The sequence below is a fragment of the Sphingobium xenophagum genome, from assembly GCF_002288285.1.
GTDB classification, from domain to species: Bacteria; Pseudomonadota; Alphaproteobacteria; order Sphingomonadales; family Sphingomonadaceae; genus Sphingobium; species Sphingobium xenophagum.
In genome coordinates, this window is record NZ_CP022746.1 from 35,665 (window position 1) to 52,701 (window position 17,037).

Genomic DNA, 17,037 nt, shown 5'->3' on the forward strand with positions numbered 1-17,037 from the left:
CGCTCTCGACGACAACATTATCGTTTCAAATCTGTTGGTTGTATCCGACAATTCGAGTGATCGAGAGGGGCAGCAGAGCAGGTTGGCCGCCAAGGCGCGGACCTGATCGGGGCCAGGCATGACGCGCCAAGGCGCGTCAAATTTTTTTACGAACCATCCTCACCCTTTCCGACGTCGGCCGGCCAAACTGTCATGGCTGTGTCGCGAAGCGCCCCTAACCGCCCGTCATCCAAGCGGGGGAGTCGCTCAATGCAACCTACAGTTCACACGTCCAAAGCCGCCATTTTGATCACGTCGCTCAGCGTACTGGCGCTGTCGCTATCCGGCGCTGCCGCCGCGCAGGAAGCCGCGCCAGCCGTTGCTGCCGGTGCGGACGAAGATGCCGAATCGGACATCGTCGTGACCGGCAGCGCGCGCGCCCAACGCCGCTTTGACGTGTCCTATGCTGTCAATTCGCTCAGCGAGGGCGAAATCCAGAAGATCGCGCCCAAGAATTTCGCCGATCTGCTCGGCACGGTTCCGGGTATTCAGGTGGAAGCGACGGGCGGCGAGGTGCAGAACATCACCCGCGTACGCGGCATCCCGACCGATCGCGGCTATCTGATCTTCCAGCAGGACGGGCTGCCGCTCTATCATGAGATCGACGGCGTGTTCTTCAACTCCGGCGACGGCATGAACCGCTATGATCTGATGACCGAGCGGGTCGAAATCGTCCGCGGTGGTCCAGCGCCGATCTACGCGAGCAGCGCCGCCGCCATTGCAAATAACATCACGGTAACCGGCGGCCCGGAATCGCGTGGCAAGGCGCAGATCACGCTGGGCGATACCGGCCTCTATCGGCTCGACGCCATGCAGTCTGGTCCCATCAGCGATAGCAGCTATTACGCAATTGGCGGCTTCCTGCGCCAGCATGATGGCTATCGCGACGCCGGCTTTCCCAACGACAAGGGTGGCCAGATCCGCGCCAATCTGAACCATGATCTGGATAATGGCTTCGTCAAGGTGACGATGCAGTATACGAACGATCACAACCTGTTCTATCTGCCGATCCCGATCGCCGATCCGCGCAATCCCTCCGTCTCGCTCGATCCTTACATCGACTATCACACCGGCACGATGAACTCGCCGTCGCTGCGCAACGTGAACTTCAAATATCGCGATGGCGCAGGCGTGACCCAGAGCATGACGCGCGATCTGGCCGATGGCCGCCATATCCGCTTCTTCAACGCCGGCATTCAATATGAAGGCGATTTCGACGGTTGGATCGTATCCGCCAAGGGCGGGTTTACCAAGGGCAAGAACAGCTTCGACGCCTTCTATTCGACCACCAACCCGGTCGATGGCAATGCCTTCATCGCCAGCAATCTGGCCGCCGCACGCACGGCCTTCGGTGCTGACGTGGCGCGGCTGGGCTATGCGATTGCCGGTACGAACGGCGCGACGGTCTATGATCCCTATGCCGCTTCCGGACTGGTCATGTCCGGCCAGTATCGCGTTTCGGAATCCAAATTCTATTCGGGACAGGCTGATCTGAGCGTGACCCGCCAATTCGAAACCGACTTTGGCACGCACGACGTGCGCGTCGGCACCTATGGGTCATTCTACGGCAACACGCTGTTCCAGGCCTATCAGGACATGCTGATCGAAGTGAGGAGCCGGCCACGCACGCTCGATCTTGTCGCTTATTCGGCCACGGGCGCTGTGCTTGGCTCGGTCACGCAAAATGGGGTTTTGCGCTACACGACCACGCTCAACCAGGGCAAGGCCGATGCGAAGATGATCGCGATCTACGCAAACGACACCTGGGACGTCACCGACGGGTTGAAGATAGACGGCGGCATCCGCAAGGAATGGTACGATTATGATGGCTATTCGCTGCTGTCGACCAGCGCCAATCTGGGCGATCCCACCACGATAGCCGACAATAACACCCGCGCCTTCACGGGTGCGATCGTAACCCGGACGCTCAAGCCTTCGGCGACCAACTGGACATTGGGCGCCAATTACGATTTGAACGGCAATCTGGGCGCCTATGGCCGCGTCTCCAATCTGGAAGTGCCCCCGCAGATGGGCGTCGTATCCACCCCGGCGCCGACCATCATCAAGACCAAGGCGCGGCAGTATGAACTGGGCGTCAAGGCAAGCTACGGCCCGGCCTATGTCTATGTGACGGGATTTTACACCAAATTTAACCCGTTCAACGCCTCGTTCATCGCCTTCAACCCGGCGACCGGCCGCAACGACCAGTCCGTGCCCTTCATCGGGGAAGCTGTCGTGAAGGGGGTGGAAATCGATGGCAAGATTGCGCCTGTCCGCTGGTTCGAACTGGCCGGTTCGATCACCTATTCCGATGCGCAATATCGCAACCTGCAAAACTCGTCCGGTGCCGATCCCAGCGCAGTCAACGGCAATCAGATCATCCGCGAGCCCAAATTCTTCGGCAATGTGCGCCCGGCATTCACCTTCCCGGTTGGCGAAGGCGAATTGCAGATCGCGGGGCGTTATGAATGGGTCGGTCGCCGTTATGTCGACCTTTTCAATCTGACCGCGCTGCCCGCCTATCAGACCTTCGGCGCCAGCGCGGCCATGACCTACGGCAAATGGCGCTTCCAGGTGGTGGGCGACAATCTGAGCAACGCCAAGGGATTGACCGAAGGCAATCCCCGCACGGACCAGCTTGCCGGGCAAGGTGCAAGCGATGCGATCTATGGTCGTCCGGTGTTCGGCCGCAACTTCCGCTTCATCCTTAGCCGGAGCTGGTGATTTGCGCCTGATGCGTGCCTGCGCCTTCGGGCCTTTCGTGGCGATTGCCCTGTCGCTGGCGTCGGTAACGGCGGCGGCGCAGGAACCTGCAGGGTACGCATCACCCTTCGCCGACACGCTGTCGACGCGCGTCTTTCCGCTGTTCGCCATGTTGCGGACAGCGGACGGATGGGCCCAGGCATTGCGGGACGACAATGTTCTGCAAACGCTGATGGCCGATCGCGCGGCACGCATTCCCACAGGCACATGCACGCCATCGCCGCAATGTCTGGCCGATGCGTGGCTATGGACCGATGCGGACATCGCCTTGGTGCAGGCCCGCCTGCGGCTCCTGTTGGACGATCCCAAACTGGGCAAGGCGCTGGTCGCGCAGCAGATGCGCCCATCGGGACGTTTTGCGCGATATGCGGCTGTGTCCGATGCCGATCTGCTGGCTGCGGCATGGGCGGAAACGGCGGCGGCAACCAACCGCGTGATCGCTGTCTATGCCAAGGGTGTGGCGCCGCGCTATCCTGTCATAGATGCGACCATCTTTCCTGTAGCGTCGCCACAGATGGCCGACATTTTGAGCGCGCACGGTGTCGCCACCGCTGCGCAGGCCAAGGGCAACGACCTGTTTTTCGATCCCGCCTTGCGTTATGCGACGGGCCTGCTGCAAATGAACGAACGCATCGACGCGGGCAATTTCCGGCCATTGCTCGGCGGCGACAATGCCGCAACGAACCGCGCCATCGACGCAATGAACTGGCGCGGAAAGCCCTATACCGCTTTGCTGGTCTTTGGTCACGGACCAGAGGATGCGCAATCGCGCACGGGCGTGTTGGGGCATATCCGCCTGTCCATCGCCGCCGATATGTTCGCGCGCGGCGTCGCGCCGTTCATCATCGTGTCGGGCGGCAATGTTCATCCCAATCGCACACCGTTCAACGAAGCGGTCGAGATGAAGCGGCTGCTTGTCACGCAATATGGCCTGCCCGCCGACCGCATATTGATGGAACCGCACGCGCGCCATACCACCACCAATTTGCGCAACTGCGCGCGGCTGTTGCTGGCAGCGAAATTTCCGACCGACCGGCCAGCGCTGGTCGTGTCGGATCATCGCACGATCCAATATATCGGCAGCGACATCCTGGCGCAGCGCAATCTCGCCGAAATGGGCGTGCAGCCCGGTCGCCTGACAGCGGGGCCTGATCAGTTCACGCTGATGTTCACGCCGGACCCGGCGGCCTTCCATGTCGAAGCCATCGACCCGCTCGATCCATGAACCGCATCGTCTCTACCCTATCGGCAATCCTGGCATATGGCGCAATTGCCGCGACGGCGGGCGCGCGCGAGCCGGGGCGACTGGTCGATCCCTTCGTAGGCACGCTCGCCGATTATGGGCAACTCAGCCCGGCGGCCGTCGCCCCTTTTGGCATGGTCCAGCTTGGCCCTGACACGACGCCTGCCAATCATGCAGGCTATGACCATGCCGCCACCACGCTTACCGGATTTTCGCACACGCGCGGCGTCGGTGTCGGCTGTGACGGGGCGGGTGGCGACGTCAAGGTCATGCTTGCCTATGATGACGCCACTGGTTCCGCGCCGATCGACAAGCGCCGTGAGCGCGCCCATGCGGGCTATTATGGCGTAAGTTACGGTCCGGGCATCCTTGCGGAGATGACCGCCACGCGCGGAGCGGGCGCCTTGCGCTTCACCATGCCGAAATCCGGACAGGTGAACGTCATGATCGCCTTCGATCGTGGCTATTCCAGGCGCATCGCCGCCCATTGGCAGGCGCAGCCGGACGGTGATCTACAGGCCAGTTTTTCGGCAGGCACCGTCTGTGACGCAGGCACCTATCATCTCCACTCAGCGACCCGTCTGACCCATAATGGCAATCCGGTAACGGCAATCTGGCAAGGCGACCCGGCGCACGATGCGCAACTGGCGCTGAAGGTGCGCAGCGGCGATATTGTCGAACTGCGCACGGGCCTTTCCTCGGTTGATCCGGCAGCCGCAGCCAATGTACGTAAAGCCGAACTGGGCGACCGCCCCTTTCAGGCCGTTGCCGACCGGATATTGGCCGACTGGAACAGGCAACTTTCCCGCATCCACATCGGTGGTTCCCAAAAGCAGCAGGCACTGTTTTACACCGCATTGTTCCGGGTAATGCAGTCGCCGGTCGCCATCGCAGACCCTGACGGGCGCTTCCGCGGCAGCGATGGCATGGTCCAACGGATTTCCCCCGGACAGCAGCATTATACCAGTTGGGCGCTCTGGGACAATTACCGGACGCAAATGCCCCTGATCGCGCTGATCGATCCCGATCGTGCCGCGCAGATCGCACGCTCGCTGGTGAGGCTCTACCAGAGCGGCAAGGCGCGCTGGGCGACGCCGACCGAGCCATTTCTGACCGTGCGCACCGAGCATGCGGGCATAGCCCTGCTCGATTTCCGACGCAGGGGCATTACCGATTTCGACGCGAAGGCAGCCTTGGCCGGGATGGTCGCCGAAAGCGCCACGCTCGCGCGAAAGACGCCGGACGAACAGATCGAGGCCGCCTATGATGACTGGGCGATTGCCGAACTGGCGTCGGACCTGGGCGAAACCGCCACCGCGCAGGCGTTTCGTGCGCGGGCGCTCAGCTATCGTCCGATGTGGCTGGCCACCTTTCGGGATCTGGGTGACGATGCTGATATCGTGAAGGCGCGGGGGCTATATCAGGGCACATTGGCCCAATATCGCTGGGCCCCGGTGTTCGATCTCCCCTGGCTGGCGCAGACGCTGGGCCCGCGGTTCCGGCCTGAACTGGATCGCTTCTTCGCCGACAATCTGTTCAACATGACGAACCAGCCGGACATTCATACGCCCTATCTCTTTGCATGGGCGGGCGACAAGGCTGCGACCGAACGGGTGGTGCACCGCTATATCACCCAGTCGGTCCCCCATCGCTACGTCAATTCCGGCGTGCGGCCACAGCCTTGGGTAGGACACAGCTTTGCCTTGTCACCGCAGGGTTTTGCCGACGGCATGGACGATGACGCGGGCACCATGTCCGCCTGGTACGTGTGGGCCATGCTCGGCCTCTATCCGATAACGCCCGGCGACCCGCGCTATGTCGTCACGACGCCAATGGGCCGGAACATTCGGATCAACGGCACAGCTTTAGCGGACTTGCCGGTCCGGTCGATGCAGCAGGAGACAGGTCAGTGAAACGGTTTGCGATGATGGCCGGCCTTGCCGCGACCCTGTGTGGAGCAATGGCCGTGGCGCAACCTGCGTCGAATGCGGACGCCGTACCCATCAACGCCATACAAGTGGTCGGCACGCACAACAGCTATGCAATCCCGGCCGATCCGCGCGTGATGGCGCTGATGGCGCCACGTCTGTCCGCGTTCATGGCCAAAATAAACGACATGATGCTACCCGCGCAGCAGGCGCAGATGCTGGATGAACATCCCGGTCGCCTGACGGACATGGCGGTCAGCCTCGACTATGTGCAGATGCCGTTGCAGGCGCAGTTGCGCAGCGGCGTTCGCAGCATAGAAATCGATCTGCAACCCGATCCTGCCGGTGGCGCCTATGCCGATCCCCTGCCCTATCGCCAGTTGCGCGCGCAGGGGGTGACCGATCTCGCGCCAATCTATCGCGATGAATTGGCAAAGCCGGGGATGAAGGTGCTGCACGTTGCGGACCTGGATTTTCGCAGCCAGTGCCCGACCTTTCGCCACTGCCTGACACTGATGAAACAATGGTCGGACGCCACGCCGAACCACAGCCCTGTATTCGTGCTGCTGGAGCCCAAGCTGTCTGGCCTGGACAAGGCGATCCCCGGCGCGACACAGATTCCGCCCTTCGACAAGGCGGCGTTCGATGAAGTGGATGACAGCATCCGCAGCATCCTTGGCCGCGACAAGCTGTTTACGCCCGACGACCTGCGGGGGGACTTGCCGACCCTCGAAGCTGCCGCATTGGCAAAGCGCTGGCCAACGCTGGGGCAGGCCCGTGGCAAATTCCTGTTCCTGTTTCTCGTACCGGGCATGAATCTCAAAGCCTTCGCACCCTATCTGGACGGCCGCCCGTCACTTCAGGGACGCGCCGCCTTCGTCCAGGGTCAGGCCGGTATGGCGCACACGGCCTTCATGCTGTTCGACAATGCGCTGACGCGCGGCGCTGAAATAGGTGATGCTGTCCGCAAAGGGTATCTGGTGCGGACACGCGCCGACATTGACACCGTTGATGCGCGCGACGGTTCAGGCAAGCGCCGCGACGCAGCGCTGGCCAGCGGCGCACAGATCATATCGACCGATTATCTGACCGCGCCGAATGTCTACGCCAACGACTATCACCTTGCCCCCTTTGCGCAGGGATGGCGCTGCAACAGGCTGGTCTATCGTTGCAGCAGCGTACGATAGGCATTGGCTACCGCCTCTCTGGCTAGCGGACCTTTGATCAAGCCCGCTCTCTGTCCGCCGACAAAATAACGGCGCCTCGTCCCTCCCCGTCCTTGCCGCAACGCCCGCCCATTCAGCCGGGGAACCGCCGGGGTGCGGGGGATGTCGCGCGAAATCGCCTGAATACGTATGTGGGATTCTGTGCAGATCGGGCAGCACAGGGCTATCACGCCTCCAGACCCGCGAAAGCGGCAAGAAGCGCCTGACAGGCGTCTTGGGGAGGGTGTTTCTGCAATGCACAAATTTCATGGTTCCATTCTGCGCGCAGCTTTGATGGCGAGCGTTTCGCTTTCCGTAGCGTCTGTCGCATCCGCGCAGACGGCCGATGCGCCCGTCGCAGCCGACGAAGCTGGCGAGGCCATCGTCGTCACCGGCATCCGCGCCTCCCTCGCCTCCGCTGCGAAGATGAAGCGCGATTCGGTGCTGATCGTCGACTCCATCACTGCCGAAGATGTCGGCAAGCTGCCCGACGTGTCGATCGCGGACTCGCTGGCCCGCCTGCCCGGCGTCACCGCCCAGCGTCTCGAAGGCCGCGACCAGCGCCTGTCGATCCGCGGCCTTGGCCCCGACTTTTCCACCACCCTGCTCAACGGTCGGGAACAGGTGACGGTCGGCGACAATCGCGGCGTGGAATATGACCAGTATCCGTCCGAATTCTTCCAGAACGTCAATGTCTATAAAAGCACCGATGCGTCGCTGATCGCGGCGGGCATTTCGGGCACGGTCGACCTCAGGATGCTGCGCCCGCTCGACAAGAATGACCGCATCATCGCCGTGTCGCTGCGCGGCCAGATGAACGGCATGAACAAGCTCAACCCGGACGGCGAACGCTATGGCTATCGCGCGTCGGCGACCTATGTCGATCAATATGCCGACGACACGCTGGGCCTGGCCATCGGCTTTGCGGCATCGCAAACCCCCTCGCAGAATGAACGCTTCAACGCCTGGGGTTATCCCACCGACGCCAGCGGCAACCTGATCATCGGCGGCGCCAAGCCCTATGTGCAGTCCAACCTGCTCAAGCGCTATGGCGCGGTCGGCACGCTGGAATGGCAGCCCAGCGACAATTTCCATTCGACCTTCGACGTCCTCTATTCGCATTTCGAGGAAGAACAGCGGCTGCGCGGCATCGAATTCCCGCTCGTCTGGGGCGCCGATGTGGGCGTCAGCGACGTGACGGTCGACAATGGCTTCGTCACCGGTGCGACCTTCAGCAATGTCTATGGCGTCCAGCGCAACGATTATAACAAGCGTACCGCCGACACGATCTCGCTGGGCTGGAACAACCAGTTCAGCCTGAACGACGCGCTTCGCCTGAACGTCGATGCCAGCTGGTCGCGCGCCAAGCGCACCGACTTCCTGCTCGAAACCTATTCGGGCACAGGCTATCTGCGGTCGGGCGTGCCGGACAGCGTGCGGGTCGACCGCCAGTCCAACGGCCTGTTCAAGATCGTGCCGACCATCGACTATACCAACACCGGGATCATCAGCCTGACCGATCCCAATGGCTGGGGCTATAATGGCACGACCGCCGTGGTGCAGGCCGGTTTCCTCAATCGGCCCAAATTCATAGACGACATGCGCTCGCTCCGCATGAACCTCAACGGCGACATCGAAGGCAGCCTGTTCAGCAACTGGGAAATCGGCGGCAACTATAGCCGTCGCAAGAAAACCAGCGCCTTTACCAGCTTTTTCCTGTGCCCCACGGGCGGCACCGATTGCACCGTTGCAGGCGGCACCCCCGGTTCCGCGCCGGTCCCCAGCGAAGCGCTGCTCGGCTCCAACGTCTCGCTTGGCTATCTGGGCGTCCCGGCGATGCTGACGCTCAATCCGCTCTATCTCTACGACAATGTGCTGGACGCGGTGTATGACAATCGCCCGCAATCGCTGGTGCGCGACAATTTCGTGAAGGAAGACGTGTTCACCGGCTATGCCAAAATGACGATGGACGGCGAACTGGGCGGCAAGCCGCTCAAGGGTGCCTTCGGCGTACAGGTGATCCATTCCCGGCAACGCTCGGTCGGCACCATTTCCAGCTTCAGCAACGGCGTCGTCACGGTGGTGCCCGCATCGGGCAAGGCCAGCTATACCGACTTCCTGCCAAGCGCGCAGATATCGGTCGAACTGGAGCCGGGCTTCTTCGTCAAGCTGGGCGCGGCGCAGGCCATGGTCCGCCCCCGTCTGGATCAGGAGCGCGTGAACCAGGAATTCAGCTTCGATCCGTCCAAGATCGGCCTGGGTTCAGACCCCATGAACAGCCCGTTCAGTTCAAACGGCGGCAACACCAATTTGCGTCCTTATCAGTCGACCAATATCGACCTGTCGGTGGAGCGCTATTTCCGTAATGGCGGCTATGTGTCGCTGTCGGGCTATTTCAAGAATCTGACCGATTTCGTCGATCCCAACAACAGCATCGCCTATGATTTCTCGTCGCTCCTTCCGGCATTGCCAGTGGACGTCCGCAACGAAATCATCGCCAATGGCGGCGCGATCGGCCTGCTCAAAGCGCCCGCCAACAACGGTCGGGGCACCATCATGGGCGTGGAAGGGACCGCATCGCTCCCCTTCAAGCTGTTCAGCGAGTCGCTTGATGGCTTCGGCCTGTTCGCCAGCGGCTCCTACACCCACAGCGAAGTCAAATATGGCTCCAACCCCACCGACACCGTCACCCTGCCCGGCCTGTCCAAATGGGTCGCCAGCGGCACCGCCTATTTCGAACGAAACGGGTTCCAGGCGCGGGTCAGCTATCGCTACCGTTCCTCCTTCCTGGGCGAAGTGGCGGGCCTGTCGGCAGCCCCGACCTTCCGCACCGCCAAGGCGGAAGGGATTTTGGACGCGCAGATCGGCTATGAATTCCAGTCCGGTCCGCTCACTGGCCTGTCTATCCTGCTCCAGGGCAAGAATCTGACCGACCAGCCGTTCGTCACCTATCAGAATGACGATCCGCGCCAGGTCATCGACTATCAGCGCTATGGCCGCGACTATTATCTGGGCCTGACCTACAAATTCTGATCGCCCTTCGCCAAACTGCCTGACTGCACGCAGGCAGCGCCGGGACCGCCGCTCCTTTTCAAGGAGTTGGCGGTCCCTTCTTTTTGTCAGGCAGTCATGCGGGTGATCAGGCGGGGCGCCAGCAGCGTCGGCGTCACCGGCTTGCCCTGGATCAGCCCGATCAGCGCATCGACCAGCACTTCGCCCGCACGCAGATAATCCTGCGCCACCGTGGTCAATGGCGGGCGCGTCAGGCTGACCGCCGGAATATCGTCAAAGCCGATCAGGGCGACGTCGCCCGGCACCGCCATGCCCGCCTCATCCAGCGCCCGCATCGCGCCGATGGCGATCAGGTCCGAACCCGCGAAAATCGCGTCAAAGGGGACACCGCCCGCAATCAATCGGCGCGCGGCCTCATGCCCTGAATGTTCGATCGACAGGGCATCGACATGCAGCCTGGGGTCGACGGGCAGGCCCGCTTCCGTCATCACCTGCGCCAGCCCCGCATAGCGGTCGCGAAATTCGGGGTAGCGGTCGGACGCATCGCCCAGAAAGGCGATGGCGCGACAGCCCCGTTGGATCAGACGACGCCCCGCGTCACGCCCGCCCTGCCGATTGTCGCAGCCGATCGTCATCCCCAGCGCATGGTCGTCAACCGATCCCCAACGCACGAAATGCGTCCCCTGCGCTATCAATTGCTCCAGCCGCACCCGGTAGATCTCGTAATTGCCATAGCCCAGCAGGATGATGCCGTCGGCCTTGCGGCTATCCTCATAATCGACATGCCAGTCGGTCGATAATTGCTGGAAGGATGTCAGCAGATCATAGCCGCGCTTGGCGCAGGTTTGCAGGATCGGCCCCAGCATCGACAGGAAAAAGGGGTTGATCCAGCTTTCGTCGGGCAGCAGATCCTCGAAAAACAGCAGGGCCAGCGTGTTGCTCTTCCCCCGCCGCAGCGAAGAGGCATTTTTGTCCACCGCATAGTTGAGCTGGCGCGCAATCGCCTCGATCCGCTTGCGCGTCCCCTCGCTGACCGTGGGGTCGCCCCGCAGCGCGCGCGACACGGTCGGCTGGGAAACGCCGGCCAGTGTGGCGATGTCGAACGAGGTGATTTTTTCATTGACGGCCATGGTCTGATCCTACGCCCCTCCGGCCCGCTTGGAAAGCAGGGCGTTGAGTCTGGAACATGGCTTTGAATACGTATGTCACATGCTTGGCCCGGCGGACCAACGCCGCCTAAGAAGGGGGGAACAAGACCGCCGCAATCACGCAGGTGCGGCAAAAGGGGAGGATGAGGAATGGGCAGGCGCAATCCCACGCTGTTCGCTGCGCTGCTGGCACTGGCCAGCCCGGCCCTGTCGGAGACGCCCCCCTCGCCCGCCGCAGCGGATTTTCGCGCCCGCCTGCCGGAGGATGAAGTCATCTATTTCGTCCTGCCCGACCGTTTCGACAATGGCGATCCACGCAACGACAAGGGCGGCTATGGCGGCGATCGACTGACCCATGGCTATGATCCTGCGGCAAAAGGCTTTTACCACGGCGGCGATCTTAAAGGGCTGACCCGCCGGCTTGACTATATCCAGGGGCTCGGCGCGACCGCCATCTGGGTTGGCCCCATCTTCCGCAACAAGCCGGTGCAGGGGGCAAAAGGTCAGGAAAGCGCAGGCTATCACGGCTATTGGATCACCGACTTCACCCATGTCGACCCGCATTTGGGCACCGACGCCGATTTCGCGGCGCTAGTGGCGGCTGCGCACGCACGCGGCATGAAAGTCTATATGGACATCATCGCCAACCATACCGCCGACGTCATCCAGATGCGCCAATGTGCTGCGGCCCCCTGCCCCTACCGTTCGCGGGCCGATTATCCCTATCAGCGGCGCGGCGGCGTCAACGGCCCGCCGATCAACAGCGGCTTTGCCGGCGATGACGATCATAGCGCGGACAATTTCGCCCGGCTGACCGATCCTTCCTACGCCTACACCCCCTATGTCCCAAAGGGTGAAGCCCAGGCCAAGACGCCCGCCTGGCTCAACGACGTCACCCTTTATCATAACCGGGGCGAAACGACCTACCGGGGCGAAAGCGCGACGATGGGCGATTTTGCCGGGCTGGATGACCTGATGACTGAAAATCCCCGCGTCATTGCGGGGATGATCGATATATTCGGCGGCTGGATCGACCGTTTCGGCGTCGATGGCTTCCGGGTCGACACGGCCAAGCATGTCGATCCGCATTTCTGGCAGGCTTTCGTCCCCGCCATGCAGGCGCGGGCGCGGGCCAGGGGCATCCCCAATTTCCACATTTTCGGCGAGGTGGCGGAAAGCGACATAATGTCCGGCGCGCTCGCCTGGTACACGCGCGAAGGCGGCTTTCCCGCCGTCCTCGACTTCGCCTTCCATCAGGCCGCGATCCAGACCGTCGCGGGTCCAGGTGCGACGGCGCTGTGGGAAAAGATGCTGCAAGGTGACGATCTCTATGTCCGGGGTGCCGCCACCGCGCGGCAGTTGCCGACATTCATCAGCAACCACGACAATGGCCGCTTCGCCACCTTCGTCCGCCGCGCCTTCCCCGCCGCCAGCGAACAGGAAGTGCTGGACCGCGTGACGCTGAGCCATGCCATGATGCTGACGCTGCGCGGCGCACCGACGCTCTATTATGGCGACGAGCAGGGCTTTTCGGGCGACGGCGGCGATCAGGACGCGCGCGAGGATATGTTCGGCAGCAAGGTCGCGTCCTACAACGACAATCGCCTCGTCGGCACGGACGCCACGACGGCCACGGCCCGTTTCGATCCGACCCATCCCCTCTATCGCACCATCGCCACGCTCGCCCGCCTGCGCACCGCCCATCCCGCGCTGCGCCGGGGCAAGCAGACGATCCGCGCCCGGTCGGAGGAGCCCGGCCTCTTCGCCGTCTCGCGCTTCGATCCTGATAACGGGGCGGAATATCTCATCGCCTTCAACACTTCGACCGCGCCGATCGACACCCATGTTCAGGTCGATGTCGGATCGCGGGATTTCGTCACCCTCGCCGGTGCGCCCTGCGCCGCCCGCGCTGTCGCGCCGGGCAGTCTTTCGCTCCGCCTTCCTCCGCTTGGCTACAGCCTGTGCGCTGTCCGCCCTTCCCGTTCCTTGCCCGCAAAGTCCCCTGAATGACCGACACTCTACAGCCATGGTGGCGCGGCGCCGCCATCTATCAGATCTATCCGCGCAGTTTTGCTGACTCCAATGGCGATGGCATCGGCGATCTCAACGGCATCACCGCGCGCCTGCCCTATGTGGCATCGCTTGGCGTCGATGCCATCTGGCTGTCGCCCGTGTTCAAAAGCCCGATGCGCGATTTCGGCTATGACGTGTCCGACTATTGCGATGTCGATCCCATTTTCGGCACGCTTGCGGATTTCGACGCGCTGGTCGCCCGCGCCCATGCGCTTGGCCTGCGCGTGATCGTCGATCAGGTATGGGCGCATACGTCGGACCAGCATGGCTGGTTCGTCGAAAGCCGGGCCAGCCGCGACAATGCCAGGGCCGACTGGTATGTCTGGGCGGATGCCAAGCCGGACGGATCGCCGCCCAATAACTGGCAATCGGTGTTCGGAGGCCCGGCCTGGACATGGGATGCGCGGCGCGGCCAATATTATATGCACAGCTTCCTGCGCGAACAGCCGCAGCTGCACCTGCATCACCCGGACGTGCAGTCCGCGATCTTCGACATCATCCGCTTCTGGCTGGACCGGGGCGTCGACGGCTTTCGCATCGACGCGATCAACCATTCGATGCACGATCCGAAACTGCGCGACAATCCGCCAGCCCCCGACGATGGCAGCCTGCGCACCCGGCCATTCGATTTCCAGCTCAAACTGTATAGCCAGAGCCACCCGGACCTTCCCCTGTTTCTGGAAAAGGTCCGCACCGTGTTCGACGCCTATCCCGACCGCTTCACCGTTGCAGAGGTCGGCGGCGCGGACAATGACCGGGAAATGAAGGCCTTCACGCAGGGCGACCATCGCCTCAACACCGCCTATGGCTTCGACTTCCTCTATGCGCCCGCGCTGACCAGTTCGCTCATCAGGGACGCGCTGCAAAAATGGCCGGCGGAACAGGGGATCGGCTGGCCAAGCTGGGCCTTTGAAAATCACGATGCCCCCCGCGCCGTGTCGCGCTGGGGCAAGGGTCATGATCCGGACGCCTATTGCCGGATGAAGATGCTGCTGCTCGCCTGCCTGCGCGGCAATATCTTCCTCTATTATGGCGAGGAACTGGGCCTGCCGCAGATCGACATCGCCTTTGAGGATCTCAAAGACCCCGAAGCCATCGCCAACTGGCCGCTGACCCTGTCGCGCGACGGCGCCCGCACGCCGATGCCCTGGATTGCCGACGCCCCCTATATGGGCTTTTCCACTGCAAAGCCCTGGCTGCCGATCGGCGAAGCGCATCGCCCGCGCGCGGTCGACCGGCAGGAGGCCGATCAGGCATCCCTGCTGCACTGGACCCGTCAGGTGCTGGCGCTGCGCAATGCCTCCCCTGCCCTGCGCAGCGGCACGATGACGTTCCATGATCTGCCCGGCGACCTGCTCGCCTTCACGCGCAGCCATGCGGATCAGCAGATGCTGTGCATTTTCAACCTGGGCGACCAGCCGGCGCACTGGACGCCGGACGATGCCGACCATTGGCGTCCCCTGCTGACATGCGGGGACGCCGCCCCATGGCATTTCCCGCCTGCCTCCGCCCTCGTCGCCCAATTTCAAGGATCTGTTTCATGACGCGACTGACTGCGCTTGCCCTGCCGATTTTCGCCCTGTCGCTCGCCCCTGTCGCCGCGCGCGCAGATGTCGTTGCCAAGGCCGCCTCGCCCGACGGTCGCATCACCCTCACCGTCAGTCTGGATGGCGAAGGCCGCCCCAGCTACGCCGTGCAGCGCGATGGCCAGCCGCTGATCGCCGACAGCCGCCTGGGCTTCATGCTGACGGACGCTCCCAAGATCGAACGCAACCTGATGCTGGCCGATACGAAGCGCGATCGCAGCGACACGACATGGACCCAGCCCTGGGGCGAATGGGCGACGATCCGCGACAATCACAGCGAAATCCGCCTCGCCTTCCGCGAAAAGAGCGATCTTGAACGGACGATGGACGTCACCTTCCGTCTGTTCGACGATGGCGTCGCCTTTCGCTACACCCTGCCCGATCAGCCCAATCTGCACCACGTCAACATTGCGGAGGAACTGACCCAGTTCGCCTTCGCCCAGCCCGGCACTGCCTGGTGGAAACCCGCGTTCGAATGGAACCGGGAGGAATATCTCTACAACAAGACCCCGCTCGATGCCGTCGGAACAGCGCAGACGGTGATGACGGTGAAGCTGGCGGGCGGCACCCATGTCGCGCTGCATGAAGCGGCTCTGGTCGATTATAGCGGGATGAACCTGGCGCGGGTTCAGGGCAACACCTTCCGCGCCGCGCTGACGCCGGGCGCAGGCGCACCCAAAGTCTCGCGCGATGCCGGCTTCTCGACGCCATGGCGCACCATCGCGATCGCGGACGATGCGGCTGGGCTCTACATGAACCACATGATCCTCAACCTCAACGAACCCAACAGGCTGGGCGACGTGTCGAGCTGGATCAAGCCGGGCAAATTTGTCGGCGTGTGGTGGAACATGATCAAGGGCGACTGGAGCTGGGCGCGCGGTCCCAAACATGGCGCGACCACCGCCAACGTCCGGCGCTATATCGACTTTGCCGCCGCCAGCGGCATCCCCGCCGTCCTCGTGGAAGGATGGAATGTCGGCTGGGACGGCAACTGGTTCGGCAATGGCAACGCCATGAATTTCTCTCAACCGACCGAGGATTTCGACGCCGACGGGCTGGCCGCCTATGCCAGGTCCAGGGGCGTCATGCTGATCGGCCATCATGAAACCGGCGGGTCGGCCAGCCATTATGACGGCCAGCTGGACAGCGCCTTCAAATGGGCCGCCGATCATGGCGAGCGGGTGGTGAAAACCGGCTATGTCACCGATGCGGGCCAGATCGAGCGCGTCGATGCCGATGGAACCCGCCATCGCGAATGGCATGAAGGCCAGTGGATGGTGAACCACTATCTGCGCGTCGTGCAGACAGCCGCGAAATATCATGTCAGCATCGACAGCCATGAACCTGTCAAGGACACCGGGCTGCGCCGCACCTATCCCAACTGGGTATCGCGCGAAGGTGGGCGCGGCATGGAATATAATGCATGGATCGGCGGCAAGAACCCGCCCGAACATGAAGCCAATCTGGTCTTTACCCAATTGCTGGGCGGGCCGATGGACTTTACGCCGGGCGTCCTTAGCCTTTCCGGATCGGAAGGCAGTGCGATCCAGTCGACGCTGGCCAAGCAGCTCGCCCTTTATGTTGTCCTCTATTCGCCGGTCGTGATGGCAGCCGACACGCCTGAAAATTACGCGAAATATCCCGGCCCGTTCCAGTTCATCAAGGATGTGCCGACCGACTGGTCCGACACACGGGCGCTCAATGGAGAGGTCGGCGATTATGCCACGATCGCGCGCAAGGAAAAGGGCGGCGATGACTGGTATCTGGGCGCCGTGGGTGATGAAGAAGCCCGCGCGGTTCAGGTGACGCTCGATTTTCTGGATGCGGGACGAAGCTATACAGCGGAAATCTACCGCGACGGACCGGGCGCGGATTATCGCACCGATGCGCGCCATGCGATCGTGATCGAAAAGAAGGCGGTCAGGAAAGGCGACATATTGACGATCGCAATGGCGCCGGGCGGTGGCCAGGCGATCCGCTTCGTCGCTGGCGGCAAGGCGCGCCGCCGCTGATCCTATATCCTGTCCTACAGGCGGGCAA

General features: G+C 62.6%; 9 protein-coding genes. 8 read left to right on the plus strand and 1 reads right to left on the minus strand.

The genetic code is table 11. From position 1 onward, the window contains the following. Positions 1-249: 249 nt before the first annotated feature. From CJD35_RS15050 to CJD35_RS15070, 5 genes are all read left to right on the plus strand, one after another. Entirely contained in the window at positions 250-2,763 is a 2,514-nt protein-coding gene (locus tag CJD35_RS15050) for a TonB-dependent receptor (RefSeq protein WP_174703661.1), read from the plus strand. A 10-nt stretch (positions 2,764-2,773) separates the two neighbouring features. Next, positions 2,774-4,027, plus strand: coding sequence for a YdcF family protein (locus tag CJD35_RS15055; protein WP_017181293.1), 1,254 nt, complete (start codon positions 2,774-2,776; stop codon positions 4,025-4,027). Then, positions 4,024-5,958: a glycoside hydrolase domain-containing protein gene (locus tag CJD35_RS15060; RefSeq protein ID WP_017181294.1), complete on the plus strand. Its 1,935-nt coding sequence runs from the start codon at positions 4,024-4,026 to the stop codon at positions 5,956-5,958. Before CJD35_RS15055 ends, CJD35_RS15060 begins: the two co-directional genes overlap by 4 nt. After that, positions 5,955-7,160, plus strand: a complete 1,206-nt coding sequence (locus CJD35_RS15065) for a Ca2+-dependent phosphoinositide-specific phospholipase C (RefSeq protein WP_244917284.1) — start codon at positions 5,955-5,957, stop codon at positions 7,158-7,160. Before CJD35_RS15060 ends, CJD35_RS15065 begins: the two co-directional genes overlap by 4 nt. Before the next feature lie 273 nt (positions 7,161-7,433). After that, positions 7,434-10,211, plus strand: coding sequence for a TonB-dependent receptor (locus CJD35_RS15070; protein ID WP_017181296.1), 2,778 nt, complete (start codon positions 7,434-7,436; stop codon positions 10,209-10,211). 86 nt (positions 10,212-10,297) lie between these two features. Here the strand turns inward: CJD35_RS15070 and CJD35_RS15075 are convergent, their stop codons facing one another. Beyond that, positions 10,298-11,320, minus strand: a complete 1,023-nt coding sequence (locus tag CJD35_RS15075; protein WP_017181297.1) for a LacI family DNA-binding transcriptional regulator — start codon at positions 11,318-11,320, stop codon at positions 10,298-10,300. Between the two features lie 168 nt (positions 11,321-11,488). On the opposite strand from CJD35_RS15075, the gene CJD35_RS15080 reads away from it, so the two are divergent. The 3 genes from CJD35_RS15080 to CJD35_RS15090 are packed head-to-tail and all read left to right on the plus strand — an operon-like array spanning position 11,489 to position 17,009. Then, positions 11,489-13,348, plus strand: coding sequence for an alpha-amylase family glycosyl hydrolase (locus CJD35_RS15080; protein ID WP_017181298.1), 1,860 nt, complete (start codon positions 11,489-11,491; stop codon positions 13,346-13,348). Further along, positions 13,345-14,955, plus strand: a complete 1,611-nt coding sequence (locus CJD35_RS15085; RefSeq protein ID WP_017181299.1) for an alpha-glucosidase — start codon at positions 13,345-13,347, stop codon at positions 14,953-14,955. The genes CJD35_RS15080 and CJD35_RS15085 overlap by 4 nt, the downstream gene beginning before the upstream one ends. Beyond that, on the plus strand, positions 14,952-17,009 hold the full coding sequence (locus tag CJD35_RS15090) for a glycoside hydrolase family 97 protein (RefSeq protein ID WP_019052313.1): 2,058 nt from the start codon (positions 14,952-14,954) through the stop codon (positions 17,007-17,009). The genes CJD35_RS15085 and CJD35_RS15090 overlap by 4 nt, the downstream gene beginning before the upstream one ends. Positions 17,010-17,037 lie beyond the last annotated feature (28 nt).

Excerpts from the sequence above, each read along its gene's own strand:
- CJD35_RS15050 (WP_174703661.1), top strand. The coding sequence starts at position 250 with ATGCAACCTACAGTTCACACGTCCAAAGCCGCCATTTTGATCACGTCG.
- CJD35_RS15055 (WP_017181293.1), top strand. The coding sequence starts at position 2,774 with ATGCGTGCCTGCGCCTTCGGGCCTTTCGTGGCGATTGCCCTGTCGCTG.
- CJD35_RS15060 (WP_017181294.1), top strand. The coding sequence starts at position 4,024 with ATGAACCGCATCGTCTCTACCCTATCGGCAATCCTGGCATATGGCGCA.
- CJD35_RS15070 (WP_017181296.1), top strand. The coding sequence starts at position 7,434 with ATGCACAAATTTCATGGTTCCATTCTGCGCGCAGCTTTGATGGCGAGC.
- CJD35_RS15075 (WP_017181297.1), bottom strand. The coding sequence starts at position 11,320 with ATGGCCGTCAATGAAAAAATCACCTCGTTCGACATCGCCACACTGGCC.
- CJD35_RS15080 (WP_017181298.1), top strand. The coding sequence starts at position 11,489 with ATGGGCAGGCGCAATCCCACGCTGTTCGCTGCGCTGCTGGCACTGGCC.
- CJD35_RS15085 (WP_017181299.1), top strand. The coding sequence starts at position 13,345 with ATGACCGACACTCTACAGCCATGGTGGCGCGGCGCCGCCATCTATCAG.
- CJD35_RS15090 (WP_019052313.1), top strand. The coding sequence starts at position 14,952 with ATGACGCGACTGACTGCGCTTGCCCTGCCGATTTTCGCCCTGTCGCTC.